The organism is Bifidobacterium choerinum, from assembly GCF_002761235.1.
Classification (GTDB): Bacteria; Actinomycetota; Actinomycetes; order Actinomycetales; family Bifidobacteriaceae; genus Bifidobacterium; species Bifidobacterium choerinum.
Genome location: NZ_CP018044.1, coordinates 1,930,980 through 1,956,567, shown reverse-complemented (window position 1 = coordinate 1,956,567; position 25,588 = coordinate 1,930,980). Strand labels below are relative to the sequence as shown.

The 25,588-nt window shown below is 67.5% G+C and carries 20 protein-coding genes, 1 tRNA gene and 1 pseudogene; 15 read left to right on the top strand and 7 right to left on the bottom strand.

Going from position 1 to position 25,588, the window contains the following annotated elements:
- Positions 1–137 precede the first annotated feature (137 nt).
- Positions 138–3,236 (top strand): glycosyltransferase family 2 protein, encoded by a 3,099-nt coding sequence (locus BcFMB_RS08100; protein WP_099721513.1) that lies wholly within the window; start codon positions 138–140, stop codon positions 3,234–3,236.
- Positions 3,233–4,774: a DUF5719 family protein gene (locus BcFMB_RS08095; protein WP_099721512.1), complete on the top strand. Its 1,542-nt coding sequence runs from the start codon at positions 3,233–3,235 to the stop codon at positions 4,772–4,774. The genes BcFMB_RS08100 and BcFMB_RS08095 overlap by 4 nt, the downstream gene beginning before the upstream one ends.
- Before the next feature lie 7 nt (positions 4,775–4,781).
- On the opposite strand, the gene BcFMB_RS08090 is transcribed toward BcFMB_RS08095, so the two are convergent.
- Entirely contained in the window at positions 4,782–5,210 is a 429-nt protein-coding gene (locus tag BcFMB_RS08090; protein ID WP_099721511.1) for a metallopeptidase family protein, read from the bottom strand.
- Positions 5,211–5,309: 99 nt separating this feature from the next.
- Here BcFMB_RS08090 and BcFMB_RS08085 point away from each other — a divergent pair, with 99 nt between their 5' ends.
- Both BcFMB_RS08085 and BcFMB_RS08080 read left to right on the top strand, forming a co-directional pair.
- Positions 5,310–6,116, top strand: a complete 807-nt coding sequence (locus BcFMB_RS08085; protein ID WP_099721510.1) for an HAD-IIB family hydrolase — start codon at positions 5,310–5,312, stop codon at positions 6,114–6,116.
- Between the two features lie 44 nt (positions 6,117–6,160).
- Positions 6,161–6,946, top strand: a complete 786-nt coding sequence (locus tag BcFMB_RS08080) for a ComF family protein (RefSeq protein ID WP_193345751.1) — start codon at positions 6,161–6,163, stop codon at positions 6,944–6,946.
- A 76-nt stretch (positions 6,947–7,022) separates the two neighbouring features.
- Here the strand turns inward: BcFMB_RS08080 and BcFMB_RS08075 are convergent, their stop codons facing one another.
- Genes BcFMB_RS08075 through glgB form a run of 3 tightly spaced genes read right to left on the bottom strand, consistent with a single transcriptional unit; the run spans position 7,023 to position 11,148 of the window.
- On the bottom strand, positions 7,023–8,153 hold the full coding sequence (locus BcFMB_RS08075) for a sensor histidine kinase (RefSeq protein WP_418214993.1): 1,131 nt from the start codon (positions 8,151–8,153) through the stop codon (positions 7,023–7,025).
- Complete coding sequence (locus BcFMB_RS08070; RefSeq protein WP_029675618.1) at positions 8,153–8,869, bottom strand: response regulator transcription factor; 717 nt, start codon at positions 8,867–8,869, stop codon at positions 8,153–8,155. The genes BcFMB_RS08075 and BcFMB_RS08070 overlap by 1 nt, the downstream gene beginning before the upstream one ends.
- 26 nt (positions 8,870–8,895) lie before the next feature.
- Positions 8,896–11,148: a 1,4-alpha-glucan branching protein GlgB gene (gene glgB / locus BcFMB_RS08065; RefSeq protein WP_099721766.1), complete on the bottom strand. Its 2,253-nt coding sequence runs from the start codon at positions 11,146–11,148 to the stop codon at positions 8,896–8,898.
- Positions 11,149–11,284: 136 nt separating this feature from the next.
- On the opposite strand from glgB, the gene BcFMB_RS08060 reads away from it, so the two are divergent.
- Positions 11,285–11,881 carry a CarD family transcriptional regulator gene (locus BcFMB_RS08060; RefSeq protein ID WP_024541264.1) on the top strand — a complete coding sequence of 199 codons (597 nt, stop codon included), beginning with the start codon at positions 11,285–11,287 and terminating at the stop codon, positions 11,879–11,881.
- Positions 11,878–12,369 (top strand): 2-C-methyl-D-erythritol 2,4-cyclodiphosphate synthase, encoded by a 492-nt coding sequence (gene ispF / locus BcFMB_RS08055; RefSeq protein ID WP_099721508.1) that lies wholly within the window; start codon positions 11,878–11,880, stop codon positions 12,367–12,369. The genes BcFMB_RS08060 and ispF overlap by 4 nt, the downstream gene beginning before the upstream one ends.
- 124 nt (positions 12,370–12,493) lie before the next feature.
- Here the strand turns inward: ispF and BcFMB_RS08050 are convergent, their stop codons facing one another.
- The 3 genes and pseudogenes from BcFMB_RS08050 to BcFMB_RS08040 form a co-directional block, all read right to left on the bottom strand.
- Positions 12,494–13,327: a metal ABC transporter permease gene (locus BcFMB_RS08050; RefSeq protein WP_099721507.1), complete on the bottom strand. Its 834-nt coding sequence runs from the start codon at positions 13,325–13,327 to the stop codon at positions 12,494–12,496.
- A 359-nt stretch (positions 13,328–13,686) separates the two neighbouring features.
- Positions 13,687–14,220 (bottom strand): annotated as a pseudogene (locus BcFMB_RS10090) (ATP-binding cassette domain-containing protein); the annotation flags it as partial.
- A gap of 116 nt (positions 14,221–14,336) precedes the next feature.
- Positions 14,337–15,368, bottom strand: a complete 1,032-nt coding sequence (locus BcFMB_RS08040; RefSeq protein ID WP_051354908.1) for a metal ABC transporter solute-binding protein, Zn/Mn family — start codon at positions 15,366–15,368, stop codon at positions 14,337–14,339.
- 133 nt (positions 15,369–15,501) lie between these two features.
- Here BcFMB_RS08040 and BcFMB_RS08035 point away from each other — a divergent pair, with 133 nt between their 5' ends.
- From BcFMB_RS08035 to BcFMB_RS07995, 9 genes are all read left to right on the top strand, one after another.
- Positions 15,502–16,380: a bifunctional methylenetetrahydrofolate dehydrogenase/methenyltetrahydrofolate cyclohydrolase gene (locus tag BcFMB_RS08035; RefSeq protein WP_024541269.1), complete on the top strand. Its 879-nt coding sequence runs from the start codon at positions 15,502–15,504 to the stop codon at positions 16,378–16,380.
- A 218-nt stretch (positions 16,381–16,598) separates the two neighbouring features.
- The gene (gene rpsA, locus BcFMB_RS08030) at positions 16,599–18,080 is read left to right on the top strand and encodes a 30S ribosomal protein S1 (RefSeq protein WP_024541270.1); all 1,482 of its coding nucleotides are present in this window, start codon (positions 16,599–16,601) and stop codon (positions 18,078–18,080) included.
- 165 nt (positions 18,081–18,245) lie between these two features.
- Positions 18,246–18,896, top strand: coding sequence for a dephospho-CoA kinase (gene coaE / locus BcFMB_RS08025; RefSeq protein WP_099721505.1), 651 nt, complete (start codon positions 18,246–18,248; stop codon positions 18,894–18,896).
- An 8-nt stretch (positions 18,897–18,904) separates the two neighbouring features.
- A complete protein-coding gene (gene uvrB / locus BcFMB_RS08020; RefSeq protein WP_099721504.1) occupies positions 18,905–21,016 on the top strand; it encodes an excinuclease ABC subunit UvrB in 2,112 nt (703 codons plus the stop codon).
- Between the two features lie 73 nt (positions 21,017–21,089).
- Positions 21,090–22,073, top strand: coding sequence for a TerC family protein (locus BcFMB_RS08015; protein ID WP_099721503.1), 984 nt, complete (start codon positions 21,090–21,092; stop codon positions 22,071–22,073).
- Between the two features lie 132 nt (positions 22,074–22,205).
- On the top strand, positions 22,206–23,648 hold the full coding sequence (gene pyk, locus BcFMB_RS08010; protein WP_024541274.1) for a pyruvate kinase: 1,443 nt from the start codon (positions 22,206–22,208) through the stop codon (positions 23,646–23,648).
- A gap of 144 nt (positions 23,649–23,792) precedes the next feature.
- A tRNA-Leu gene (locus BcFMB_RS08005) sits at positions 23,793–23,869 on the top strand.
- A gap of 194 nt (positions 23,870–24,063) precedes the next feature.
- A complete protein-coding gene (locus tag BcFMB_RS08000) occupies positions 24,064–24,660 on the top strand; it encodes an NUDIX domain-containing protein (RefSeq protein WP_024541275.1) in 597 nt (198 codons plus the stop codon).
- Positions 24,661–24,785: 125 nt separating this feature from the next.
- Positions 24,786–25,553, top strand: a complete 768-nt coding sequence (locus BcFMB_RS07995) for an ANTAR domain-containing response regulator (RefSeq protein ID WP_418215015.1) — start codon at positions 24,786–24,788, stop codon at positions 25,551–25,553.
- Positions 25,554–25,588 lie beyond the last annotated feature (35 nt).

Genomic DNA, 25,588 nt, shown 5'->3' with positions numbered 1-25,588 from the left:
GCGCACGGCCCCATGCCGACGACGTGCAATCGTATGCGATTATAGGACATGACGGTGAGAAAGCCGTGCGGGGGAGCCCGCGCGGCGCCCGGGGGCGGCCGGCGGGCGGATATACCCTTCTGCGTACACTGGGACGCATGACACTCTCGGGCAACAGTGAGATCCAGCGCATCATCGGCGCCGCACTGGCGGCGCGGCCGTATTCGCACAGCCAGCGCGCCGAGCCGAACGTGACGGCCGTCATCACCGTCGAGGACGACCTGCGCTACCTGCCCCGCACCTTCCGCGCCGTGCTCGCCCAGAGCGTGCTGCCGTCCACGATCGTCATCGCCGACTGCTCGGGGCGCACCGTGCAGTCCGTGCAGACGAGCTTCGAGATCATCCCGACGAAGGAGGACGTGCTCGAGACGATGCCCGAGCCGCAGCGCATCTCGATCCAGATCGTCCGCGTCGCCCAGGCGCGCTCCTTCGCCGACGCCGTCGCGAAGGTGCTGCGCAACGCGCAGGTGGACACGTCGACGAAGACGCTGTGGCTGCTGCACGACGAATCCCGCCCCGCCGACGAGCGCTGCCTCGAACGGCTCCTCGACGCATGGGCGAACTCGCCGACGGCGGCGCTGCTGGGCGCCAAGCAGCTCGACTGGGAGGGCCGCGCCCTGCACGATGTCGGCTGCTACGCGGCGCGCGGACGCGTCGTCTCGCTCGTCGTCGACGGCGAACCCGACCAGGAGCAGTACGACGGACGGCGCGACGTCTTCTCCGTCTCGCTCGCCGGCGCCCTCGTGCCCGTCAACACGCTCGCCGCCGTGCACGGCGTCAACCCGTGGTTCGGCACCTTCGACGAATCCGAGGACTTCTGCCGGCGCCTGTGCCTGTCCGGCCGCCGCGTCGTCGTCGTGCCCGGGGCTCGCATCGCGCACCGGCGCGCACGCTACGACGGCGTGCGCACGCGCGACGGCGGGGCGATCGAACCCGACGCCGCCGTCGACTCGTCGATGGCGCAGCTCGTCGGCGCGCAGAAATACGCGATGACCGACATGGCCGCCCCATGGTGGCCGCTGCTGTGGGTCGTCTCGCTCGCCGCCGCGCTCGTCGGCGCCGTCTCGCTGCTGTTCCGCAAACGCCCCTACCGGGCGATGTGCCGCCTCGTCATGCCCTGGGCCGCGCTCGTCGCCGTCCCCGGCGCGCTCGCCGCACGCCACCGCGTCGCCGCCGCGGGCCGGCGCCCGCGCTCCCAGATCGCGCCGCTGATCGCCGACCGCCGCCAGATACGCCAATGGAAGGCCCGCTCGCGCGCCTTCGACGACCAGCGCAGCAACGTCATCCTCGACCCGCTCGCCCTCGTCCACCTGCGCCACCGGCGCATCCGGCGTTGGGCGTGGGCGCTCGCCGCCGCGCTGCTAGCCTTCGGAGCGACGGCCGCGATGTACTGGCCGATCCTGCGCCACGCGTTCTCCGACGCCTCGATGCTCTCGACGCGGCTGCTGCCGACATCCGCGACGTTCCGCCAGCTCGCCGAGGCCGCCACGACGCCATGGGTCTACGGCGTCGGCACCGGCGTCCCCGCCCCGCCGTCGCCGTGGCTGCTCGTGCTCATGGCCGCGTCCGTGCTCACTGGCGGCCACGTCGCCGCGGCGCTCGCCCTCGTCTTCTTCCTGTCCGCGCCCGCCGGCGTCCTGTCGTTCTGGGCGCTCGCCGGCGTCGTCACCCGATCCAACCCGATCCGCGTCGCCTCCGCGCTGTGCTGGTACGGCCTGTCGCTCGCCTTCGGCCTGTACGACACGGCGAACCTGCCGATGCTCACCGTCATGACGTTCCTGCCGGCCGCGCTCGCGCTGTCGTTCAAGGCCGTCGGCATGTACCGCACCGAGGACCCCGTCAACCCGCGCTCGTCGGTGCAGGCCGCCGCAGCCGCCGCGCTGCTGTTCATCCCGGCCGTCGCCGCCGAGCCGCAGCTGCTGCTCGCGCTCGTCGTCATCTTCGTCGCGTTCCTCGTCTTCGTGCGCCGCCACCGGCTCATGCTGCTGCTCATCCCGCTGCCCGCCGCGTTCGCGCTTGCCCCGACGCTCGTCAACGCGGTGCGCTACGCCGGCGACGGCATGTGGCGCCAGCTGTTCGGCGACGTCATGGTCCCGACGCGCCCCGTCAACGGCGAGCCCGAGGCGATCGGGCTGACGACGATGGTGTGGCGCGCCTTCGGCCTCGAGGCCGCGCCGTCATGGCCGGCGATGCTCTCGTGCGCCGACCCCCTGCGCACGCTGATCGTGCTGTGCTGCGCCGTATGCGCCGTCATCGCGCTGCTCACGCTGCTGCGCCCCGGCATGCTGCGCCCATGCCGCATCCTGTGGACGGTGACGCTGTGCGGCCTCATGCTCGCCGTCACCTCCGCCGTTGTCGTCATCGCCGTCACGCCTGACGGCGCGGCCGCCGGATCGGTGCTGCCGGGCGTCGCGCTCGCCGCGTGCGGCATGCTCGCCTGCGTGGCGATGGCGGCCGGCCCGGGCGTCACGCCCTTCCACCGTCTCGTGACCGACCACATGCGACGCTTCGGCGCGACGACGCTCGTGCAGGGCGCCGTCACGCTGTTCCTGACGGCGATGACGGCCGTGTGCCTGCTGTTCGGCGTCCAGACGGCCAACGCCGGAGGCGTCGCCATCGCCGGATCCGGCCTGCCGATGGTCGCCCAGGACTATCTGGCGCAGGACCCCGACCGGCGCGTGCTCGCGCTGGCCGCCACGAACGCCGACACCGTCGCCTACACGGCGATGCGCACCGGGCGCGGCGATCTGATCGACAGCTCCGCCGCATGGCGTGTCAGCCGCGCCTTCGGCCACGAGGAGCACACCGACGACGAACAGCTCGCCCACATCGCCGCCCGGCTGCTCGCCAACAGCGACAACGACGCGATACGCCAGCTGTCCGACCTCGGCTTCGGCGGCATCTACGTCGTCACCGACGAGGGGCGCGACCTGAGCGCGCGCGCAGGCGAACAGCTTCAGGCGAACGTGACCGCATCCCAGGGCACGCAGGAGGTCGTCAGCAACGCGCAGGGCACGTACTACCGGCTCACGCTCGACGCGACGGCCGGACAGCACATCGACATGGACGCCCAGCTGCGCATGGAGACGAGCCCCTGGCGCACCGCATGGCTGTGGTGCCTCGCGATCCTCGTCGCGATCTACGGCATCATCGCGATACCACGCAGCCACGGCATCAGCAAGGAGGATCAGCAATGAGCGAGGAACCGAACCGTCTCGACGACTTCGCGCACCGCACGCGCACCGTCGTGACGACGGCCGTGACGAGCGTCGCCGTCATCGCGCTGTTCGCCGCGCTGACGGTCGTGCCGCCCCGCTCCGGCGCGCACGACGCGCCCACGGTCGCCGACGCATCCGTCTCCGAACAGGCCAGCGCCCAGCAGACGCTGCGCTACTGCCCGGCCGCGATGACGATCGCCGACACGGAATCCTACGGCGACGAGGAGTTCCACACCTCGACCGGCGACCTCGCCTCGGCCCGCCGCTACGCGGCCTTCGGCTCGGTCTTCCACGCCCAAGCCGACGCGCTCGGCGCCGGGGACGCGACGGACGGTCTCGTCCTCGAAGGGGCGGACGGCAAGGACGACGCCGACGTCTTCATCGCCGGCCAGGACAAGGACGACGACGCCACGATGCTCGACACGCGGCTGCTGAGCGCAACCGACGGCACCGGCTCGGCCGGCGCAGTCGCCTCATGGGCGACGACCGGCGACATCACCGGCATAGCCGCCGCCTCCTGCGTGACGCCCGCCCTCACCCAACGCTTCCTCGTGCCCAGCACGACGACCGGCAACACACAGCAGCTCGTCGTCGCCAACCCCGCCGACAAGCCCACCAGCGTCGACATCGCGATCTGGGGCGTCAAAGGAGGCAGGATCACGCCGGCCACGTCGTCCATCCTCACCGTCGGCGCCGACGGTGAGGATGACATGCTGCTCAACGCGGCCGCACCCGACGAGCAGGGACTCTACGTAGAGGTCACCAGCCACGACGCGCCGGTCGGCGCCGTCGTACGCTCCAGCGCGATGGACGGTCTGACGCCGCACGGCAACGACTACGTGACGCCGCTGCCCCAGGCCGCCACGACGCAGACGATCATGCTTCCCGACGCCGACGCCTCGACGACGCTGAGCGCCTACGCCGACAAGGACGCCACCGTCACGTTGTCGTGGATGAGCGACCACGGCCTGGTCGACCTCGGCCGCCTCGACGTCCGCGGCGGCAAGGTCGCGCTCAAGGAACTCAAGGACCGGCCCAAGGACGCCCACGCGATCCTCGCGCAAAGCGACGCCCCCTGCTCGATCACCGCCCAAAGCGCCGTCGAAGGCGCCGACGGGCGACGCGACTACGCCGTCATCGACGCGCACACCGCCTACGCGCAGTCCGCGCTCGCATTGCCGGCCGGCATCGACGCGACGCTCGCGATCGCCAACATGGGCGAGGGGCGTGCGACGGTCACCTTCACCGGCTACGACGCACACGGCGAGGAGACCGGCACCAGACAGGTCAAGGTGGACGCCGATTCGTCGACGACCCTCGACGCCGACGACCTCGGCAAGGACGTCGCCGCGATCCGTGTCGACGACGCCGACCCGGCGATCGTCTGGGGCGCGTTCGTGACGAACGCGAAGCTGCGCGACGCGAAGACTGCGGCGCTCGCCTACGTGCCGGCGACGAGCCTCGCCGTGCCGCGCCAGCTTGTGCACGCCTTCAACGATCCGGGCATCGTGCGCTGAGCGGCCGTCACAGGCCGAAGTCGGGGTCGATCTCGTCGGGGCGCCGACCGTAGAGCTCGGCGATCGACGCGACGATCTCGTCTCGAATCGCCAGCTGCAGGTCGGTGCGGTTCGCCGCATGTGTCTGGATCGGCAGCCGGTACAGCACGATGCGCGCCGGACTGCCATGCTCGGCGGGGAAGGCCTGCGAGCACAGCCGCGGCTCGGACTCCCACGGCGCCGGCGACGACGGCGGCACATCCTCGATGGCAAACTGCAACGGCCGCACAAGCTCCGGCCACGCGGCCGACAGACGCCGGATCTGCGCGACGACGAGATCGTCGAAGAGACCGGAGCGCGTACGGTAGCGCGGCAGACGCGTGCCGAACATCGGCGTGCGCATCCCGCGGCCATGGCGGTTGCGATACACTTTGGCGTTCCAAGGAAGCTGGGTCATGGCCTCCACTGTAGGCCGACCGCCCCACAGGCCGCGCCCATCGCGCAGGCACGGTAGGATACAAGGATGGTCAGGAACAGGAACGGGGAAGTGATGAGGATGACCGAACCCAACATTGCCGACAGCGCCGCCGTGGACGTCGACGCGCTGTGCCGACGCATGCGCGTCGCCGCCTTCGACCTCGACGGCACGCTCGCACGCTCGAAGAAGCCGATGCACGCCGACATCGCGCAGGCGCTGAGCGAACTGACGACGCTGCTCCCGGTCGCCATCGTCTCCGGCGGCGTCATGCCGCTCATCGAAAGCCAGGTCACCGACATGCTCGCCTCCGGCGCCGACCGCGTCAACCTGCATCTCATGCCCACGACCGGCACACGCTACTACCGCTGGGACGGCGCCGCATGGACGAAGGTCTACGAACGCGACCTGAGCGCGGCCGACCGCGCCGCCGCCATCGCATCCCTCGAACGCCGCGCACGCGAACAGGGCATCTGGACTGACCACGGCTGGGGACCCATCATCGAGGACCGCGGCAGCCAGATTACCTACTCCGCGCTCGGCCAGCAGGCCCCCGTCGAAGCCAAGGAGCGCTGGGACCCCGACAACACGAAGAAGAACCGCCTCGCCGAAGCCGTCCAGCGCGACCTGCCCAACCTCAAGGTACGCTCCGGCGGCTCCACCAGCGTCGACATCTCCGCGCGCGACATCGACAAGGCCTACGCCGTGCGCGAACTCGCCCACGCCACCGGCGTCGACGTCGGCTCGATCGCCTTCATCGGCGACCGCATGGACCCCGACGGCAACGACTACCCGGCCGCCGCCGCCGGCACAATCGCCATCCGCGTCACCGGCCCCGAAGCCACGCTGCGCCTCATCGACGCCATCAACACGCGCCTGCGCCACTGAACGGCGACCCGACCCCGGGACACGAGACAGGACCCACGATGCGCATGACGGGCACCACGGCACGACACGCCGCCGCCACATGGCGACAGCTGCGCGACATCCTGCTGCCACGCGGATGCGCCGGCTGCGGGCGCCCCGACGCCATCCTGTGCGACCAATGCGCCCGCGCACTGCACGACCCCACCGCCTTCACGCTGCCACAGGCCGCCGCCGGACACGGCGTCGCCTGCGGCACCTACCACGGCGCCATCCGACACGCCATCCTCTCATGGAAGGACCACGGCGACGCCGAAGCCGACCAGCCACTCGCCGACGCCCTCACCGACCTCTTCGACACGGTCGCCGCGCCGCTTCTCGCCACCCTCAACCCCGCGCCGACCGGCGTCGGCATCATACCGGCGCCCTCATCGCCACGCTCCATACGCCGCCGCGGACGACGCCACCTCGACCCGCTCGCCGACATGCTCGCCGCGCACTGCCGCAGCCACGGCCTGCCCGACACCTGCACGCTGCCGATGCTGCAGGTGCGCGCCGTTCACGGCAAATCCGTCCAGACCCACGGCGCACGCGACCGCATGCGCCGCATCCACGGCCACATCGCCGTCGACGACGCCATACGCCCGCCCGCACCCGGCACGCCGCTCATCCTGCTCGACGACATCGTCACGACCGGGGCGACGATCGGCGCCTGCGCCGACGCGCTCGCCGACGCCGGCCACGATGTGCTCACCGCGCTCGCGCTCGCCTACACGCCGCCGAAGGCCATCGACGAAGACGACGGCACCGCCGTCGAAGACGCGCGGGGGCATCCCGGGGAGCGGCGGTGGTGACGACGTCCGGATATGCGGAGCGGGGCGCAGACCTGATGTCCGCGCCCCGCTCCGCATATGACGGGGTTCCGTGGGATCACTGGCCGTCGTAGGCGGCCTCCGTGTTCCTCCCCGTCGCCGTCTCCTGACGCGGCTGCGGCTCGGGAGGCCTCACCGGCAATGTAATCTCGAAGTCGACGCCGCGCGGGTCGTCGACGACCTGGACGGTGCCGCCGTGCAGCTTCGCCGCCCACCGCGCGATCGACAGGCCGAGGCCGGTGCCGCCGGACTCGGTGCCGGGGCCGGACGTCCCCTTGACGAAACGGCGGAAGATGTCGTCGCGCACCTCCTTGGGGATGTCCGAGCCGAAGTTGACGACGTTGATGATCACCGTGTTGCCGTGCTCGCCGGCGTGCGCCTCGACGAGCACGGCCGTGTCGTCGCGAGAATGCTTGAGCGCGTTCGCGATGATGTTCGTCAGCAGCTGGCGCAGCCTCGCCTCGTCTCCTTCGACGACGAGGTCGTCGGGGACGCGTTGCTCGATCGTGTGCCCATGGCCGGCGTCGGCGTATTCGAGCGGGCCGACGGTCTCGTCGATGAGCTCGGCGACGTTGAGGCGCTCAAGCTCGAGGCTCGAGGCGCCGGCCTCGACGCGCGACATGTCGAGCAGGAAGGAGATGAAGTCGGACAGGCGATGCGTCTGCTTGAGGATGTTCTCCATGTTCGCCGGCGTGGGCTCGACGACGCCGTCGGCCATGTTCTCGACCATCGCCTGCAGCGCCGAGACCGGCGTGCGCAGCTCATGGCTCACGTTCGCGATCATGTCGCGGCGCATCTGGTCGGCGTGCTCGAGCTCCTCGGCCATCACGTTGAAGGACCTTGCGAGCTGTCCGATCTCGTCGTTCGTGCTTTTGCGCAGGCGCACGCGTGCGGAGTAGTCGCCTTGGGCCATCGATTCGGCGGCGTCGCGCATCTGCCGAAGCGGGCGTGTGAAGCTGCGCGACGTGCAGTACATGAAGATCAGCGTGATGGTGATCGTCAGCGGCATCGCCATCCAACTGTTGATGCCGATGATGTCGAGCATCCATGCGATGAGGAAGGCGAGGACGGTCGTGATCGCGATCAGCACGCTCAGTTCGGCGCACAGCGAGGAGAACAAGCGGGGGCGCTTGCCGTCCTTCCCGGACCGCGCGCGCCCCATCGATGCCGTAGGACTCTCGTGCTTCATCACTGTTCCGGAGGCTCGAAGGCATAGCCCACGCCGTGCACTGTCCGGATCGTCGCGGCGCCGAGCTTGTGCCGCAGCGCCTTGACATGCGAATCGACGGTGCGCGTGCCGGAGGCGTCCACCCAGTCCCACACCTCCTCGAGCAGTTGCTCGCGCGTGAGCACCGACTTCGGTTTGCGCGCGAGCGTCGTCAGCAGATCGAACTCGGTTGGCGTCAGATGCACGGTCTCGCCGTCGAGCGTCACGCGGCGCGTCGCCGGGTCGATGACGAGCGAGCCGAAGTCGAGGATCTTCTCATGCTCCGATTTGCTCGCGATGACCTTCGCGCGCTCGACCCGGCGCAGCAGCGCCTTGGCACGGGCGACAAGCTCGCGCATCGAGAACGGCTTGGTCATGTAGTCGTCGGCGCCGGCGCCGAGCCCGATGATGACGTCGGACTCGGCGTCGCGCGCCGTGAGCATGAGCACCGGCACCGGGCGCTGCGCGACGATGTGCTTCGTCGCCTCGATGCCGTCCATGCCCGGAAGCATGACGTCCATGACGACCAGATCGGGACGCAGTTGGGCGGCCGCCTTCACGGCGCTGATGCCGTCCGAAGCGATGCGGGCCCTCCAGCCTTCGGCGATGAGCCGTTGCGCGATGGCGGTGGCGAGCGTCGGCTCGTCCTCCACGACGAGAATCGTGTAGGCAGACGGCATCTGTGCGTGTGCGACCATAATCACCAGTCCTTGGTTTTGTCGGTTCAGTTGTTCTCGGGGACGAGGAACACGACGCCGAGCGCCGGCACCGTGATGCGCGTCGACCATTCACGCGAATGGTACGCGCCGGCGTTCGCCTCGATGTCCGTGTTGTGGATGTCTGAGCCGCCGTACTTCTTGTCGTCGGTCGTCAGGACCTCCTTCCAGCGGCCGCCGAGGGGCAGCGCGACCTGGTAGTCGGCCCACGCGGTGCCCGAGAAGTTGACGACGACGACCATGCGTTCGCCGTGGGCGCCGATGCGCTCGAAGCTCAGCGTGTTGTGGTCGGCGTCGTCGCTCGTCAGCCACTGGAAGCCGTCGGGCGTGAAGTCCTGGCTCCACAGCGCCGGCGAATCCTTGTACAGCTTGTTGAGGTCGGCGACGAGCGCCTGCACGCCGCTGTGGTCCGGCCAGTTGAGGCAGTCCCAGTCGAGCTGACTGTTGTAGTCCCATTCTCCGTACTGCGCGAGTTCGTTGCCCATGAAGGTCAGGTTCTTGCCCGGATGCGCCCACTGGTAGGCGAACAGCGAGCGGACGCCCGCGTAGCGCTGCCAGTCGTCGCCCGGCATCTTGCCGAACAGCGAGCCCTTGCCGTAGACGACCTCGTCATGGCTGATCGGCAGCACATAATGCTCCGAATACGCGTAGACCATCGAGAACGTGATCTCGTTGTGGTGCCACTTGCGGTTGATCGGCTGCTCGTGCAGGTACTCGAGCGTGTCGTGCATCCAGCCCATGTTCCACTTGAGCCCGTAGCCGAGGCCACCCTGGCTGGTCGGCGCCGTGACGCCCGGATACGCGGTCGACTCCTCGGCGATCATCATGACGCCCGGGTTGTTCTTGTACGCGGTGGCGTTCGCCTCCTTGATGAAGTCGATCGCCTCGAGGTTCTCGCGGCCGCCGAACTTGTTCGGATGCCACTGGCCCGGCTCGCGGCTGTAGTCGAGGTAGAGCATCGAGGAGACCGCGTCCACGCGCAGGCCGTCCATATGGTATTCGTCGAGCCAGAAGCATGCGTCGGCGACGAGGAAGTTGCGCACCTCGCGACGGCCGAAGTTGAAGATGTAGGTGCCCCAGTCTGGATGCTCGCCGCGCGTCGGGTCGGGATCCTCGTACAGCGGCGTGCCGTCGAAGCGGCCCAGCGCGAACGCGTCCTTCGGGAAATGCGCCGGGACCCAGTCCATGATGACGCCGATGCCGGCCTCATGGAGGCGCTCGACGAGGTACTTGAAGTCGTCCGGGCCGCCGAGGCGCGAATCCACGGCGTAGTAGCCGGTGACCTGATAGCCCCACGAACCGGCGAAGGGATACTCCTCGAGCGGCATGAACTCCACATGCGTGAACCCGAGCTTCTGGACATAAGGTACGAGCTTGTCGGCGAGCTCGCGGTAGTCGTGCACGTCCTTGCGCCAGCTGTTGGCGTGCACCTCGTAGATGCTCACCGGACCCTGATGCGGATCGGACTCGGCGCGCCGCTTCATCCAGTCGCCGTCGCCCCATTCGTGCGTGGAGTCGACGACGATCGAACCGGTGCGCGGGGGCACCTCGTGCGAGCGCTCCATCGGGTCGGCCTTCATCTCCCAGTTGTTGTAGGCGTTGAGGATATGGAACTTGTAGATCTCGCCGGCCTCGACGCCCGGGACGAAGAGCTCCCAGACGCCCGACGAACCGAGCTCGCGCATCGCGTGGCACGTGCCGTCCCAGCCGTTGAAGTCGCCGACGACCTGCACGGCGTGCGCGTTCGGCGCCCACACGGTGAACGCGGTGCCGACGACGCGCTCGCCCCTCGTGCCGTCGTTGCCGCCGAGCGGGTCGTCGTAGCGGCGCACGTGGGCGCCCATGGCCTCCCACAGGCGTTCGTGGCGTCCCTCGCCGAACAGGTAGAGGTCCATGTCGCCGATCGTCGGCAGATAGCGGTAGGGGTCGTTCTCGACGACGGTCGTGCCGTCGGCGCGCACGGTGCGGATGCGGTAGTCGGGGACGCTGCGGCCGTCCTTCGTCCTCACGGCCGGCACGAGCGCGACGAAGACGCCGTTATGCTCGTGCTTCATCGCGTATTCACCGTCGGCGGTGACGATCGTGACGGACTGCGCGCCCGGGCGCAGCACGCGGATCGTGCAGGTGTCGGGGAACTCGGCGGCGCCCAGATGCGCGCCGAGGATCTCGTGGGGGTTGTAGAACGCGCCCTTGCTGACCTCGTCCAGCTGATCGCCGTTGACGGGGACGAGGGCTTTCTCGTTGAATGTGAAGTTTGTCATGTATCCGAGAATACGCATGTTTTCCCGGCGGCACGAGCAGATTCGCGGTTTTGCCCATCTTTTTTTCCAATCTTCCACTAAGTCCACACAAAATGACATAATTATATGCGTTTCTGTTTTTTCTCACGGAGGATTCATGGGCTACAAGGTCGGCGATATGGTCGTGTACCCGCGTCACGGCGCGGCGAAGATTGAGGCCATTACCGAACGGACTGTTAAGGGCGTGACGCGTGAGTATCTCAAGCTTTCGGTGCTTTCCTCCGATGACCTTGAGATCTTCGTGCCCGTCGACAACGTGAAGAAGGTCGGCGTGCGCGACATCGTGGACGGCGACGAGGTGGCGAAGGTGTTCGAGATCCTGCGCACGCCGATCATCGAGAAGGAGATGAACTGGTCGCGCAGGTACAAGCTCAACGTCGAGAAGATCTCGACCGGCGACGTCAACAAGATCGCCGAGGTCGTGCGCGACCTGGCGCAGCGCGACGTCGACGAGCACGGGCTGTCCGCCGGCGAGAAGCGCATGCTGACGAAGGCGCGCAGCATCCTGACCTCGGAGATCGCGTTGTCGGAGAAGATCGAGGAGGAGGAGGCGCAGCGCCTGCTCGACGTCAACCTCGGCTACAGCGACCCGCAGCCCGGCGACGACGGGCATCACACGCAGGCCCCCGAGGAGCCGGCGTCCGAGACGCTCGCGCGCCTCGAGGCCGAGAACAAGAAGACGAAGAAGAAGTGAGCGCCGAGCCGCGCTGCGGGCTGGGCTTCGACGCGCACCGCTTCTCCTGCGACGCCGGCCGTCCGCTGTTCCTCGCGACGCTGCGCTGGGACGGCGCCGGCGTCGATGGCGACTCGGACGGCGACGTGGCGGTGCATGCGCTCATCGACGCGCTGCTCGCCGCGGCCGGTCTGGGCGACATCGGTACATTGTTCGGCGTGGGCGCCGCGTCGCGAGGCGCCGGCATGCACGGCGACATGATGCTCGCCGAGACGGTGCGGCACCTGCGTGAGAACGGCTGCGCCCCGTCCAGCGCGTCGGTGACCGTCGTCGGCAACCGCCCGAAGATCGGTCCGCGCCGACGGCAGGCCGAGGATGCGATGTCCGCGATCTGCGGCTGCCGGGTCGCACTGACGGCGACGACGACGGACGGCATGGGCTTCACCGGCCGGGGCGAGGGCCTTGCGGCGATCGCGACGGCGCTCGTGGACGTCGGCGGCCGCGACTGAGCGTTCCGCGGACGGCGGGAATCGCAGCGGCGCATACGAAAGGGGCCGCACCTCCATCCATATGTGGGGTGCGGCCCCTTTCGCATGCCGCATGTCCCGCCGCGCACGTCGCGGGAAGAAACGCTCAGCCGCGACGGCGCAGCGCCTCGACGCCCTTCGCGATGCCCCAGAACAGCGTCGACAGCGTCACGATGACGAAGCTCGGGGGAGCGGGGAACATCGCCGCGAGGACGAGGCCTCCCCAGATCGAGACGAGGCACAGCGCCGTCGAGGCGACGATCGCGCGCAGCGGCGTCGTCGTCACGACGGTGGCGGTCGCGGCCGGCGTGACGACGAGCGCGAAGATCAGCAGCGTGCCGACGGCCGGCACGGCGATCGTGATGACGCCGGCGAGAACCGCCATGAACAGCGCGTTCATGACGCCGATCGGCACGCCCTTGGCCTGGGCGACCTGCTCGTCGAGCGAGCTGAACAGCAGCGGGCGGTAGATGACCGCCATCACGACGAGCAGCACGATGTCGAAGATCGCGAAGCCGACGATCTGGTCGTCGGTGATCGTCAGGATCGAGCCGAAGAGGATCGACTGCAGCTGCTGCGAGGCGGAGCTCGACATGCGCGCGAAGAACAGGCCCAGACCGGTCGCGAAGGCGAGGACGGTGCCGGTGGCGATCTCACGCTCCGAGGCGCGCTTGCCGAGCGCGGCGATGACGAGCGCGCCGGCGAGTGCGAAGCCGCCGAGGCCGACGGCGACCGGCAGGCCCAGCAGCACGGCGCCGGTCGCTCCCGGCAGGCCGATGTGCGCGATCGCGTGCGCGGCGAAGGTCGAATGCCTCGCGATCGTGAAGTAGCCGACGACGCCGGCCGCCGCGGCGATGCACAGCCCGGCGAGGAACGCGTTGACCATGAACGGCGTCGTCAGCGTCGTCGTCCATTCGGGGTCGAAGGTGAAGGGATTCATCGCGTCGCTCCTCCATCGGTCTGCGGGCGTGCGCCGGCATGCCCGTGATGGTGGAAGCGCGCTACCTCGTCGGCGTCGTGCATGTCGCATCCGCCCGGCTCGGCCATGTTCGGCGTGACGAACATGGCGCCCTGCGGCGTCGTCACGACCTGCACCTTCGTGCCGTACAGATGGGTGAGCAGCTTCGAGTCGAGCACGTCGTTGAGCCGTGCGTAGTGCGGGTGGCCGTCGAGCAGGTAGACGGCGCCGGTGAGGATCGGCAGCAGCATGTTGAGGTCGTGGGCGACGATCTGGATCGACATGCCGAGCTCGGTGTTGAGCCTCGACAGGATCTGCACCGTCGTACGCTGGCTCGCCAGGTCGAGGTTGGCGAGCGGCTCGTCGAGCATCAGCAGCTCGGGGTTGCTCACAAGCGCCTGCGCGATCGCGACGCGCTGGCGCAGGCCGCCGGAAAGCTCCGAAAGCCGCAGCTTCGCCTTGTCGGCGATGCCGATGAACTCCATCGCCTCGTGCGCCTTCGCCCGCTGGCGGCGCGTCACCGGATGGAAGCCGAAGCGCGTGCCGGTCAGCCCCAGCAGCACCGACTGCTCGGCGGTCAGGCTCGAGTCGATGTCGTTCGTGTAGCTCTGCGGCACGTAGCCGATGCGCGCGTTGTCCTCGCCCGGAGCGGCGCCGAGCACCCGCATCGTGCCGTGGGAGAGCGGTATCACCCCCAGCTCCGCCTTCATCAGCGTCGTCTTGCCGGCGCCGTTGGTGCCGACGATCGCCGTGACGGTGCCTCTCGGGATCGTGAAGGTGCCGTGGCTCCAGATCGTGGTCCCGCCGCGTTTGACGGCGATGTCGCGGCATTCGACGCTCGGACCGCGCCTCTCGGACGCGTCAGACTGTTGCATTGCGGTTCCTTTCCGCCGATTGGACGCGACCAGTATCGCAATCGCTATTGACAATGATTCTCAATAACGACGGATGGCGTCGGCGGCGGACGGCCGCCGACATGACCCGTTCGGACTCAGTCGTCGCCTTCATTGACGGCGCGGTCCTGCTCGGTGTTGCCGTCGTTCGCGGCGTCGCCGGATTCGTCGGTCGGGCAGTCCTTCGCCGAATCCCGGCACGTGTCCATGTCCTGTTCGACGGCGTCGAACAGCGCCCCGATCCATGCCGTCAGATCGGCGTAGTCGGGCGGCATCTGCTCGGTGACGTCGAGCACCGGCATCTTCTCCTTGCGCGCGATGTCGACGAAGCCCTGCGTCGTCTCGTTCTGCTCCTGCGGGTTGTTGACGAGCAGACGTACGCCGTCGTCGCTGAGAAGCCTGCGGAAGTCGCGCACGTCGGCCGCGGCCGGCTCCGCCTCGGACGCCATCGCGCGCGCGTAGCCGGCGGGCGTCTTGTCCTCGAAGCCCATGTCGTTCATCAGGTAATAGGCGACCGATTCGGTCGCCGCGTAGGTGAGGTCGTCGTGCTCCTTGCCGAAGGCCTCGATGCGCTTCTCGAGCGCGTCCTCCTTCTTCTTCCACGTCTCGAGGTTAGCGTCGAAGGACTTCGCGTCCTGCCCGCGCAGCCGCGCGAAGGTCTCCCTGAGCGCGTCGGCCATCGCGTAGCGCGCGTCGCGGGAGAACCACAGATGGGGGTTGTCGCCGTCCATCGCGCCGACGATGTCGGCGGCGGACACGACTGTCGTCGTCGACGGCAGGTTCTTGCTCGCCCAGTCGTCGTATCCGGCGCCGTTGACGACGACGACGTCGGCGGCGTGCAATGTCTTCACGTCCTTGGCGGTGGGCTCGAAGTCGTGGGCGTCCGCCGTCGTCGACGACAGGATCGACGTGACCTTCGCGTCGTCGCCGCCGATCTGCGCGGCGAGCGAACCCCACTGGTTGAGCGAGGCGACGACGGTGAGCGGCCCGGATGAGGCCGAGGCGGAGGCGGTGGGGGATGCGTCGTCGGCGACGACGTGGCCGCATCCGGCGAGCGTGGCCGCGAGCGCGAGCGCGACGAGGGATGCGGCGGCCGCCCGCAGACGGTATGACGAGGTTCGTATGCCCATGAGCGATGGTTCCTTTGCGTAAGACCGTCGCCGCGCCATGTGCGCCGGACGCGTCGCGCGGCACGCATTGGCGCGCCGGTATCGTACGATACGGCAAGGCACATCGTTCCACGGCAACGAAGGGGGTTTCCTCATGGCAATGATACTCGACGGCAAGGCGGTGGCCTCCCAGGTGAAGGAGGATTTGGCACAGCGCGTACGCGCGCTGCGTGCGCGCGGCGTCACACCCGGACTCGGCACCGTGCTCGTCGGCGACGACCCCGGCTCGCTCAAGTACGTCGCCGGCAAGCACCGCGACTGCCAGGAGGTCGGTATCGCATCGATCCGCCACGAGCTGCCCGCCGACGCGAGCCAGGAGGAGCTGCTCGACGTCATCGCCGAGCTCAACGCCGATCGGGCGTGCACCGGCTACATCGTGCAGCTGCCGCTGCCCGAGGGTGTCGACCAGAACGCCGTCATCGACGCGATCGACCCGGCGAAGGACGCCGACGGCATGCATCCGTACAACCTCGGCGAGCTCGTGCTGCACACGCGCGGCGAGCTGACGACGCCGCTGCCGTGCACGCCGAGTGGCGTGCTCGCGCTGCTCGCGCACTACGGCATCGACCTCGACGGACGCCGTGTGTGCGTGCTCGGGCGCGGCATCACGATCGGCAGGACGATCGGGCTCATGCTCACGCGCGCCGACGTGAACGCGACCGTCACGCTGTGCCACACCGGCACGAAGGACGTCGCCGCGCACATGCGCGAGGCCGACGTCATCGTCGCCGCGGTCGGCCGCGCCGGTTTCGTTCGCCCCGAGGACATCCGCCCCGGCGCCGTGCTCGTCGACGTCGGCGTCTCGCGGCTGCCCGGCGCCGACGGCCGCATGCGCGTCCACGGCGACGTCGACCACGGCTGCTACGCGATCGCCGGTGCATACACGCCCAACCCGGGCGGCGTCGGGCCGATGACGCGCGCGATGCTGCTGCGCAACGTCGTCGAGATGGCCGAGCGCGCCGCCGCGGAATAACGGGGCGCCGTCGTCTGTTGGACAAGGTGAACGGATGCGACACGCCCGAAATGCTGCATGCGGTTTTGGGCATGGCTCGCGATAGTCTTGTCCAACGGTCGCACGCGCGCATGATGCGCGCGCCGACTGTGCCTGCGGCCGGGGCCACGGCTCCCGCGCCGCAGCCGATAACTGAAGAACGATTACTATCCATCCACTATTTTGTAAGAACCACATTAATGGCAGAAAACAATAAGGAAGTCGAAAAGGTCGCCATCAACGATATCGGCACCGTCGATGACTTCATCAAGGCAGTCGATTCCACCATCAAGAACTTCGACGATGGTGATCTGGTTGAGGGCACGGTCGTCAAGGTCGACCACGATGAGGTTCTCCTGGACATCGGCTACAAGACCGAGGGTGTGATCCCCTCCCGCGAGCTTTCCATCAAGAAGGACGTCGATCCGGATGAGGTCGTCAAGGTCGGCGACACCATCGAGGCCCTTGTCGTCACCAAGGAGGACAAGGAAGGACGTCTGATCCTGTCGAAGAAGCGCGCGCAGTACGAGCGTGCGTGGGGCGACATCGAGAAGATCAAGGAAGACGACGGCGTCGTCGAGGGCACCGTCATCGAAGCCGTCAAGGGCGGCCTCATCGTGGACATCGGCCTGCGCGGCTTCCTGCCGGCGTCGCTCGTCGAGATGCGCCGCGTGCGCGACCTCTCGCCGTACATCGGCCAGAAGATCAAGGCGAAGATCCTCGAGCTCGACAAGAACCGCAACAACGTCGTCCTGTCGCGTCGCCAGTACCTCGAGGAGACCCAGTCCGAGGTGCGCGAGACCTTCCTCTCGCAGCTCAAGAAGGGTCAGATCCGCGAAGGCGTCGTCTCGTCGATCGTCAACTTCGGCGCGTTCGTCGACCTCGGCGGCGTCGACGGCCTCATCCACGTCTCCGAGCTGTCCTGGAAGCACATCGACCACCCGTCCGAGGTCGTCAAGGTCGGCGACAAGGTCACCGTCGAGGTGCTCGACGTCGACCTCGACCGCGAGCGCATCTCGCTGTCGCTCAAGGCGACGCAGGAGGATCCGTGGCAGCGCTTCGCCCGCACCCACGTGCCGGGCCAGATCGTGCGCGGCAAGGTCACGAAGATCGTCCAGTTCGGCGTCTTCATCTCCGTCGAGGACGGCATCGAGGGCCTCGTGCACATCTCGGAGCTCGCGAACCGCCACGTCGAGAACCCGGAGACCGTCGTCAAGCCGGGCGAAGAGGTCTTCGTCAAGGTCATCGACGTCGATCTCGACCGTCGTCGCATCTCGCTGTCGCTCAAGCAGGCCAACGACTCCGTCGACCCGGCCTCCGAGGACTTCGATCCGGCGCTCTACGGCATGCCGGCCGAGTACGACGAGGAAGGCAACTACAAGTATCCGGAAGGATTCGACCCGAACACCAACGAGTGGATCGCCGGTTACGAGAAGCAGCGCGAGGAATGGGAATCCCAGTACGCCGCCGCCCACGACCTGTGGGAGCAGCACAAGGAGTTCGTCGCCAAGGAGCTCGAGAACGCCGAGGCCTCGGCCGCCGAGGACGGCCAGAACGCCCCGAAGGAAGAGAAGGTCGAGGAGATCTCGAACTACTCCTCCGATTCCGAGTCCAACGGCACCCTCGCCGATTCCGATCAGCTCGCCGCCCTGCGTGAGCAGCTGCTGAACGAGAAGAAGTGAGCCGCTGAGCCCTAGGGCTTTCGACTGAGGGGGCGTCGTGCGCATGTGAGCGCGCGACGCCCCCCTGTTTTCCGTCGACGGCGTCCGGCGCCGCGTCGGTTGACACGCCGATGCGGGCGCGCCTACGATGTGGACGTCAATGACCGGACGAGGAAGGACGCGTATATGCAGGGGGAGAGCGGACGACGCTTCGTACGCGTCGGACTGACCGGCGGCATCGCCGCCGGCAAGAGCACCGTCGCGGCGCGCATGGCCGCCGACGGCGCCGACGTCATCGACTACGACTTCCTCGCGCATATCCTGCAGGAGCCGTGCTCGCCGATCATCGCGCCGCTCGCCGAGGCCTTCGGCGCCGACGTCGTCGGCGCCGAAGGCGGCATCGACAGGAAGGTGCTGGCGGAGCGCGTGTTCGGCGCCGGCGCCGACGAGCATGCACTCGAGACACTCAACGGCATCATGCATCCGAACGTCTACGATCTGGCGCGCAACCGCGAGCGCAGCATCCTCGCGAGGGGAGGGAGGCGCGTCATCGTCCACGACGTGCCGCTGCTCGGCGAGGTCATGGATACGATTCCCTTCACGTTCGACTCGGTCGTCTGCGTCGTCGCGCCGGCCGACGAACGCGTCCGCCGTCTCGTCGCGACGCGCGGCATGACGCCGGAGCAGGCGCGTGTGCGCGTCAGGGGGCAGGGGGACGATGCGTCGCGGCTGCGCTACGCGGACGTCGTCATCGACGCGTCGCAGCCGATAGAACAGATGTTCGAATGTGTTGATAGGCTTGTCGCGGCATGGTTCGCCGACGGACAGCGGGAGTGAGGAACGTCATGGGATTCAACATCGAACGCACGAACAAGCCGTTCGTCGTCAAGTCGCCGTACAAGCCGTCCGGTGACCAGCCGCAGGCGATCGACGAGCTCGCCACGCGCATCGAGAACGGCGAGAACGACGTCGTGCTCATGGGTGCGACCGGCACCGGCAAGACGGCGACGACGGCGTGGCTCATCGAGCGTCTGCAGCGCCCGACGCTCATCATCGAGCCGAACAAGACGCTCGCCGCGCAGCTGTGCGCCGAGTTCCGCGAGCTCATGCCGGACAACGCCGTGAGCTACTTCGTCTCGTACTACGACTACTACCAGCCCGAGGCCTACATCCCGCAGACCGACACTTACATCGAGAAGGACTCGAACATCAACGACGACGTCGAGCGGCTGCGCCACGCGGCGACGGCGAACCTGCTCACGCGCCGCGACTGCGTCGTCATCGCGACCGTCTCGTGCATCTACGGACTGGGCACGCCGGAGGAGTACGCCGGGCGCATGCTGTTCCTCAAGCGCGGCCAGCAGATCGACCGCGACCGGCTGCTGCGGCTGTTCGTGGACATGCAGTACAAGCGCAACGACATCGCGTTCACCCGCGGCACCTTCCGCGTGCGCGGCGACACCGTCGAGATCATCCCGGTCTACGAGGAGCTCGCCGTGCGCATCGAGTTCTTCGGCGACGAGATCGACCGCATCTCGATGCTGCATCCACTCACCGGCGACGTCATCGGCGAGCAGGACGAGGTGCACATCTTCCCGGCCTCGCACTACGTCGCCGGCCCCGAACGCATGGAGAAGGCGATCGGGTCGATCCAGCGCGAGCTCGACGAACGCGTCGCCGAACTGCGCAAGCAGGGCAAGGAGCTCGAGGCGCAACGCCTGTCGATGCGCACGACCTACGACCTGGAGATGCTCTCCCAGGTGGGCGTGTGCTCCGGCGTCGAGAACTACTCGCGCCACTTCGACGGCCGCGCGCCCGGCACGCCGCCGCATACGCTGCTCGACTTCTTCCCCGACGACTTCCTGCTCGTCATCGACGAGTCCCATGTGACGGTGCCGCAGATCGGCGCGATGTACGAGGGCGACGCGAGCCGCAAGCGCACGCTCGTCGAGCACGGCTTCCGTCTGCCGTCGGCGATGGACAACCGCCCGCTCAAATGGCCCGAGTTCCTCGAACGCGTCGGACAGACCGTCTATCTGTCGGCGACGCCCGGCGACTACGAGCTCGGCCTGTCCGACGGCGTCGTCGAGCAGATCATCCGTCCGACCGGGCTCGTCGACCCGAAGGTCGAGGTGCGCCCGGTCGACGGCCAGATCGACGACCTGCTCGCTGAGATCAAGGACCGCGTCGCCAGGAACGAACGCACGCTCGTGACGACGCTGACGAAGAAGATGGCCGAGGACCTCACCGACTACCTGCTCGAACGCGGCATCAAGGTCGAGTACCTGCATTCGGACGTCGACACGCTGCGGCGCGTCGAGCTGCTGCGCGAGCTGCGCGAGGGCAAGATCGACGTCATCGTCGGCATCAACCTGCTGCGCGAGGGCCTCGACCTGCCCGAGGTCTCGCTCGTCGCGATCCTCGACGCGGACAAGGAGGGCTTCCTGCGCTCCTACCGTTCGCTCATCCAGACGATCGGCCGCGCGGCGCGCAACGTCTCGGGCACCGTCATCATGTACGCGGACGGCATGACCGCGGCGATGAGCCGCGCAATCGGGGAGACCGAACGCCGCCGCGAGATCCAGATCGCCTACAACAAGGAGCACGGCATCGACCCCAAGCCGCTGATCAAGAAGATCAGCGACGTCAACGACATGCTCGCCAAGGAGGACGTGGACACGCAGACGCTGCTCGAGGGCGGCTACCGCAACGCCGGCAAGGCGGGCAACACGCATCTGGGCGTCCCCTCGCTCGACCCCGAGGAGGCCGATCGGCGCCACGAGGAGATCCTCAGGGCCGGGCTGCCGGCGCAGGACCTCGCCGACCTCATCCGCCAGCTGTCCGACCAGATGCACACGGCGGCCGAGCAGCTGCAGTTCGAGCTCGCCGCGAGGCTGCGCGACGAGATCCGCGACCTGAAGAAGGAGCTGCGCGCGATGACCGAGGCCAAGCGCTGAGCCGTGTCCCGCAGCCCCCGCGGACGGGGCTGCGGGCCGCCGGCGTCGCCGACGTTCCGTAAGCTGGATGGCTATGGCAGAAACACCCGTCTCCTTCATGGTCGGCACGTACATCGTGCTCGCCGTCTTCTTCATCGTCGACCTGTTCATCCTCGGACGCCGCCCGCACGTGCCCTCGACGAGGGAATGCGTGCAGCACATCGCGTTCTTCGTCGCGATGGCGCTCATCTTCGGCGGCCTCATCTGGTGGGTCGCCGGCTCGAAGCCCGCGATCGAGTTCTACTCGGGCTGGCTCACCGAATACTCGCTGAGCATCGACAACCTCTTCGTGTTCGTCATCATCATGTCGAACTTCGCAGTACCCAAGAAGCTGCAGAAGTTCGTGCTGTCCGTCGGCATCACGATCGCGCTCGTGCTGCGCGGCCTGTTCATCCTCGTCGGCGCCGCGCTCGTGCAGCGCTTCACCTGGGTGTTCTTCATCTTCGGCGCGTTCCTGATCTACACGGCCGTCAAGGTCGCCCGCGGCGAGGACGACGACGAGGAGTTCCACGAGAACGCGCTCATCCGCATGCTGCGCAAAGTCAGCCACATCACCAACGAATACGACGGCGAGCGCCTGCGCGTCACGAAGGACGGCGTGAAGTACTGGACGCCGATGCTGTTCGTGTTCCTGACGATCGGCACTACCGACGTCATGTTCGCCTTCGACTCGATCCCGGCGATCTTCGGCCTGACGAAGGACCCCTTCATCGTCTTCACATCGAACGTCTTCGCGCTGCTGGGCCTGCAGCAGCTGTACTTCCTGCTTGGCGCGCTGCTCGACAAGCTCGTCTACCTGCCGGTCGGCCTGTCCGTCGTCCTCGGTTTCATCGGCGTCAAGCTCATCCTCGAGGCGCTGCACGGCAACACGCTGCCGTTCATCAACCACGGCCAGCCGCTGACGATGGTGCCCGAGGTGCCGACGTGGATGTCGCTCGCCGTCATCGTGCTCGCGATCGGCCTGTCCGCGCTGTTCAGCGTGCTCAAGATGCGCAGCCTCGAGAAGAGGCGGCCGTAGGGGCGCTGAGCGGTGTTATCGCTCACAAGAAAAATCGTCCCGGAGCGCAAAACGCCGTGCCGGGTGTTGTAAGCTTGAACCGGCGTTCGGGCAACGTCCCGAAAAGTAATCACAAAGAATAGGTAGGCATCCATGCGCAAAGCAAAGATCGTAGATACCATCGGTCCAGCCACTGAATCCCTTGAGAACCTCACCGCCCTCGTCGAGGCGGGAATGGACGTCGCGCGTCTCAACCGTTCGCACGGCACTCCGGAGGACCACCTGCGCGTCTACAACAACGTGCGCGAGGCCTCGAAGACGACCGGCCGTAACGTCGCGGTCCTCGTCGACCTGCAGGGTCCGAAGATCCGCTGCGGCTGGTTCAAGAAGAACGCCGACGGCGAGGACAAGGTCCTGCTCAAGGAGGGCCAGGAGTTCATCATCACGACCGACGACGTCGAGGGCGACGAGCACATCACGTCCACGACCTTCAAGGGTCTGCCGGGCGACTGCCATCCGGGCGACCCGATTCTCATCGACGACGGCAAGGTCCGTCTCGAGGTGACCAAGGTCGAGGGCAACAACGTCTACACGAAGGTCGTCGTATCCGGACCGGTCTCGAGCCACAAGGGCATCAACCTCCCGGGCGTCGCCGTCTCGCTGCCGGCGCTCACCGAAAAGGACGAGAAGGACCTGCGCTGGGCGATCCGCACCGGCGCCGACATCATCGCGATGTCCTTCGTCCGCTTCGCCACCGACATCGACCGCGCCCATGAGATCATGGACGAGGAGGGCCGCCGCATCCCGATCGTCGCGAAGATCGAGAAGCCGCAAGCCGTCGAGAACCTCGAGGACATCGTCAAGGTCTTCGACGGCATCATGGTCGCCCGCGGCGACATGGCCGTCGAGATGCCGTTCGAGGAGGTGCCGCTCGTCACGAAGCGCTGCATCGAGCTGTCCCGCCAATACGCGAAGCCGGTCATCGTCGCCACCGAGGTCCTCGGTTCGATGGTGCATTCGCCGGTTCCGTCGCGTGCCGAGGCGTCCGACTGCGCGAACGCCGTCCTCGACGGCGCCGACGCGACGATGACCTCGAACGAGACGGCCGTCGGCGAGTACCCGACCGAGACCGTCAAGACGATGGCCCGCATCTCCGGCTACGCGACCGAGCACGGCTTCGACCGCATCCCCAAACTCAAGGACCTCGACATGTCGAGCACCGGCGCCGTCTCCTCGGCCGCCGTCGACCTTGCCGAGAAGCTCAACGCGAAGGCGATCGTCGCCTACACGCAGACCGGTTCGACCGTCCATCGCGTCTCGCGCGAACGTCCGGCCACGCCGATCTACGGTCTGACGACGAACGAGCACACCTACCACTGGCTCGCGCTCAGCTGGGGCACCGAGGGCATCCTGCTCGACGAGGACTACCACGACATGTCCCGCAAGGACCTGATGACCTTCACCGACAAGGTGCTGCGCGCCGCCGGCAAGGTCTCCAACGGCGACAAGATCGTCATCCTGAGCTCCGCGCAGGGCGATCACCAGCCGGGCCGCACCGACTCGATCTACGTCCACACCGTCGGAGCCTGCGACTGACATATGCACGGTGACGGATGCGACGTCTGCGCCGCGTCCTCACAGGGGCCGTCCGGGACATCATATCCCGGACGGCCCCACCGTATATCCGCGTGTCGCACGGATCGGCCGCTATGGTATAGTTGGGCTTTGTCGCCTGACGACGCCCCTGTATCCCAATCGGTAGAGGAGACAGCCTCAAAATCTGTACAGTGTGGGTTCGAGTCCCACCGGGGGCACCAAGGCCTGAAGACCGGCAACCGTTGAAATCCCAACGATTGCCGGTCTTCGCCGTTTTCCGGACACATGCCGATTTGGACACGTTTTGGCGGCTGCACGTGGGTCCATCGCGTGTTTTCGTCTGTGCGCCAAGCCGCGTGGCTCCGGCCGTATACAATGGCAGCAGTGTGTTCGTCGTTCCCGAAAGGAGCATCCCATGGGCAAGGAGACGTATCGCCGATTCGATCCGTGGCGGGCGGCGCCCGTCGTCGAGGAGTCGCGCAAGACCGTGATGGGCGGCCATTATTTCACAGTGGACCAGGTGTCCTATGATTCGCGCGACATCGGCCATTTCGACCGCTACATCCTGCACAAGAACAACGGCGACTCGGTCGGCGTCATAGGCCTGACCGACGACGGCCTGATCCCGCTCATCGAGCAGTACCGCGTCGCCGTGCACCGCTGGACGCTGGAGATCCCGGCGGGCCATGCGATCAAGGCGGCGGAGCGGCCGACGGACGTGGCGCGCCGCAAGCTCATCGAGGAGGTCGGCTACACGGCCTCCCATCTGACGCAGTTCTGCCGGTTCATCAACACGCCGAGCTACTCGACGCAGTACACCGCGCTGTTCTTCGCATCCGGACTCACGCCGGCGTCGCCGCAGGACGCGCCCGAGGAGCTGCGCTCGTCGGTGCGCTACTTCACGCCCGAGGAGGCGTACAAGATGGTGGTCAACGGCACGATCCTGGACGCGAAGTCGATCATCGCGATCCAACGCGTCTACGAGTCGCCGAACCATATGGTCCAGGACTGACCCCACCGCGCGGATCGTGCCGCCCCGGACGTGCCACGACCTGCGCTATACTGCATAAGGACCACTGCGCGCCGTCTTCTTCGGCGCCGAGCGAAAGAGACATGGGACGGATGACTGTACAGGATATGGACAAGGAACACGAAGAAGAGGTCCTCACCGAGGAGGAGCTCGACACGCTCGCCGCCGACGGCGACGCGGCGAGCGAGGCCGAACAGGACGAGGAGAAGAAGACGGAGAAGCGCAAGCCGACCGTCGTCGTCGCCGAAGACGAATCGGTCAACCGCATGGACCTCGTCGCGATGCTCGAGGACAACGGCTACGACGTCGTCGGCCAGGCCGCCAATGGCGAGGAGGCCATCGAGCTGACGCGCAAGTTCAAGCCCGACGTCGTATGCATGGACGTCAAGATGCCGCATATGGACGGCATCACGGCCGCAGGCGTCATCTGCGACGAGAACATCGCACCGGTCGTCATGCTCACCGCGTTCTCGCAGATCGACCTCGTCAAGCAGGCGATCGGCGCGGGCGCGATGGCCTACGTGACCAAACCGTATGAGGAGTCGAAGCTGCTGCCGGCGCTCGCCGTGGCGATGGGCCGCTTCGCCGAAATCAACGAGCTGCTCGACAGCGTCGAACGCAACGAAAGCGAACTCAAGGACACGCAGGAGAAGCTCAAGGACACCGAGGAGCAGCTCAAGAAGGCGCAGGACACGCTTGAGGAACGCAAGCTCGTCGACCGTGCGAAGGGCCTACTCATGGACAAGGCGAACTTCACCGAACAGGGCGCGTTCCGCTGGATCCAGAAGACGTCGATGGACCAGCGCATCCCGAAGAAGCGCCTCGCCCAGGCCATCATCGAGAAATACGGCGAGGACGATCAGGACAACGACTGATCGCACGCCTACGGACAGATCGCGGGTGCGCGATC

What these genes read in the sequence shown, in the direction of transcription:
- BcFMB_RS08060 (WP_024541264.1), top strand. Translation starts at nt 11,285, where the DNA reads ATGGGCTACAAGGTCGGCGATATGGTCGTGTACCCGCGTCACGGCGCG.
- BcFMB_RS08080 (WP_193345751.1), top strand. Translation starts at nt 6,161, where the DNA reads ATGACGGGCACCACGGCACGACACGCCGCCGCCACATGGCGACAGCTG.
- BcFMB_RS07995 (WP_418215015.1), top strand. Translation starts at nt 24,786, where the DNA reads ATGGACAAGGAACACGAAGAAGAGGTCCTCACCGAGGAGGAGCTCGAC.
- BcFMB_RS08095 (WP_099721512.1), top strand. Translation starts at nt 3,233, where the DNA reads ATGAGCGAGGAACCGAACCGTCTCGACGACTTCGCGCACCGCACGCGC.
- coaE (WP_099721505.1), top strand. Translation starts at nt 18,246, where the DNA reads ATGCAGGGGGAGAGCGGACGACGCTTCGTACGCGTCGGACTGACCGGC.
- BcFMB_RS08000 (WP_024541275.1), top strand. Translation starts at nt 24,064, where the DNA reads ATGGGCAAGGAGACGTATCGCCGATTCGATCCGTGGCGGGCGGCGCCC.
- uvrB (WP_099721504.1), top strand. Translation starts at nt 18,905, where the DNA reads ATGGGATTCAACATCGAACGCACGAACAAGCCGTTCGTCGTCAAGTCG.
- BcFMB_RS08085 (WP_099721510.1), top strand. Translation starts at nt 5,310, where the DNA reads ATGACCGAACCCAACATTGCCGACAGCGCCGCCGTGGACGTCGACGCG.
- BcFMB_RS08040 (WP_051354908.1), bottom strand. Translation starts at nt 15,368, where the DNA reads ATGGGCATACGAACCTCGTCATACCGTCTGCGGGCGGCCGCCGCATCC.
- rpsA (WP_024541270.1), top strand. Translation starts at nt 16,599, where the DNA reads ATGGCAGAAAACAATAAGGAAGTCGAAAAGGTCGCCATCAACGATATC.
- BcFMB_RS08075 (WP_418214993.1), bottom strand. Translation starts at nt 8,153, where the DNA reads ATGAAGCACGAGAGTCCTACGGCATCGATGGGGCGCGCGCGGTCCGGG.
- BcFMB_RS08035 (WP_024541269.1), top strand. Translation starts at nt 15,502, where the DNA reads ATGGCAATGATACTCGACGGCAAGGCGGTGGCCTCCCAGGTGAAGGAG.
- BcFMB_RS08015 (WP_099721503.1), top strand. Translation starts at nt 21,090, where the DNA reads ATGGCAGAAACACCCGTCTCCTTCATGGTCGGCACGTACATCGTGCTC.
- pyk (WP_024541274.1), top strand. Translation starts at nt 22,206, where the DNA reads ATGCGCAAAGCAAAGATCGTAGATACCATCGGTCCAGCCACTGAATCC.
- BcFMB_RS08050 (WP_099721507.1), bottom strand. Translation starts at nt 13,327, where the DNA reads ATGAATCCCTTCACCTTCGACCCCGAATGGACGACGACGCTGACGACG.
- BcFMB_RS08100 (WP_099721513.1), top strand. Translation starts at nt 138, where the DNA reads ATGACACTCTCGGGCAACAGTGAGATCCAGCGCATCATCGGCGCCGCA.
- BcFMB_RS08070 (WP_029675618.1), bottom strand. Translation starts at nt 8,869, where the DNA reads ATGGTCGCACACGCACAGATGCCGTCTGCCTACACGATTCTCGTCGTG.
- glgB (WP_099721766.1), bottom strand. Translation starts at nt 11,148, where the DNA reads ATGACAAACTTCACATTCAACGAGAAAGCCCTCGTCCCCGTCAACGGC.
- BcFMB_RS08090 (WP_099721511.1), bottom strand. Translation starts at nt 5,210, where the DNA reads ATGACCCAGCTTCCTTGGAACGCCAAAGTGTATCGCAACCGCCATGGC.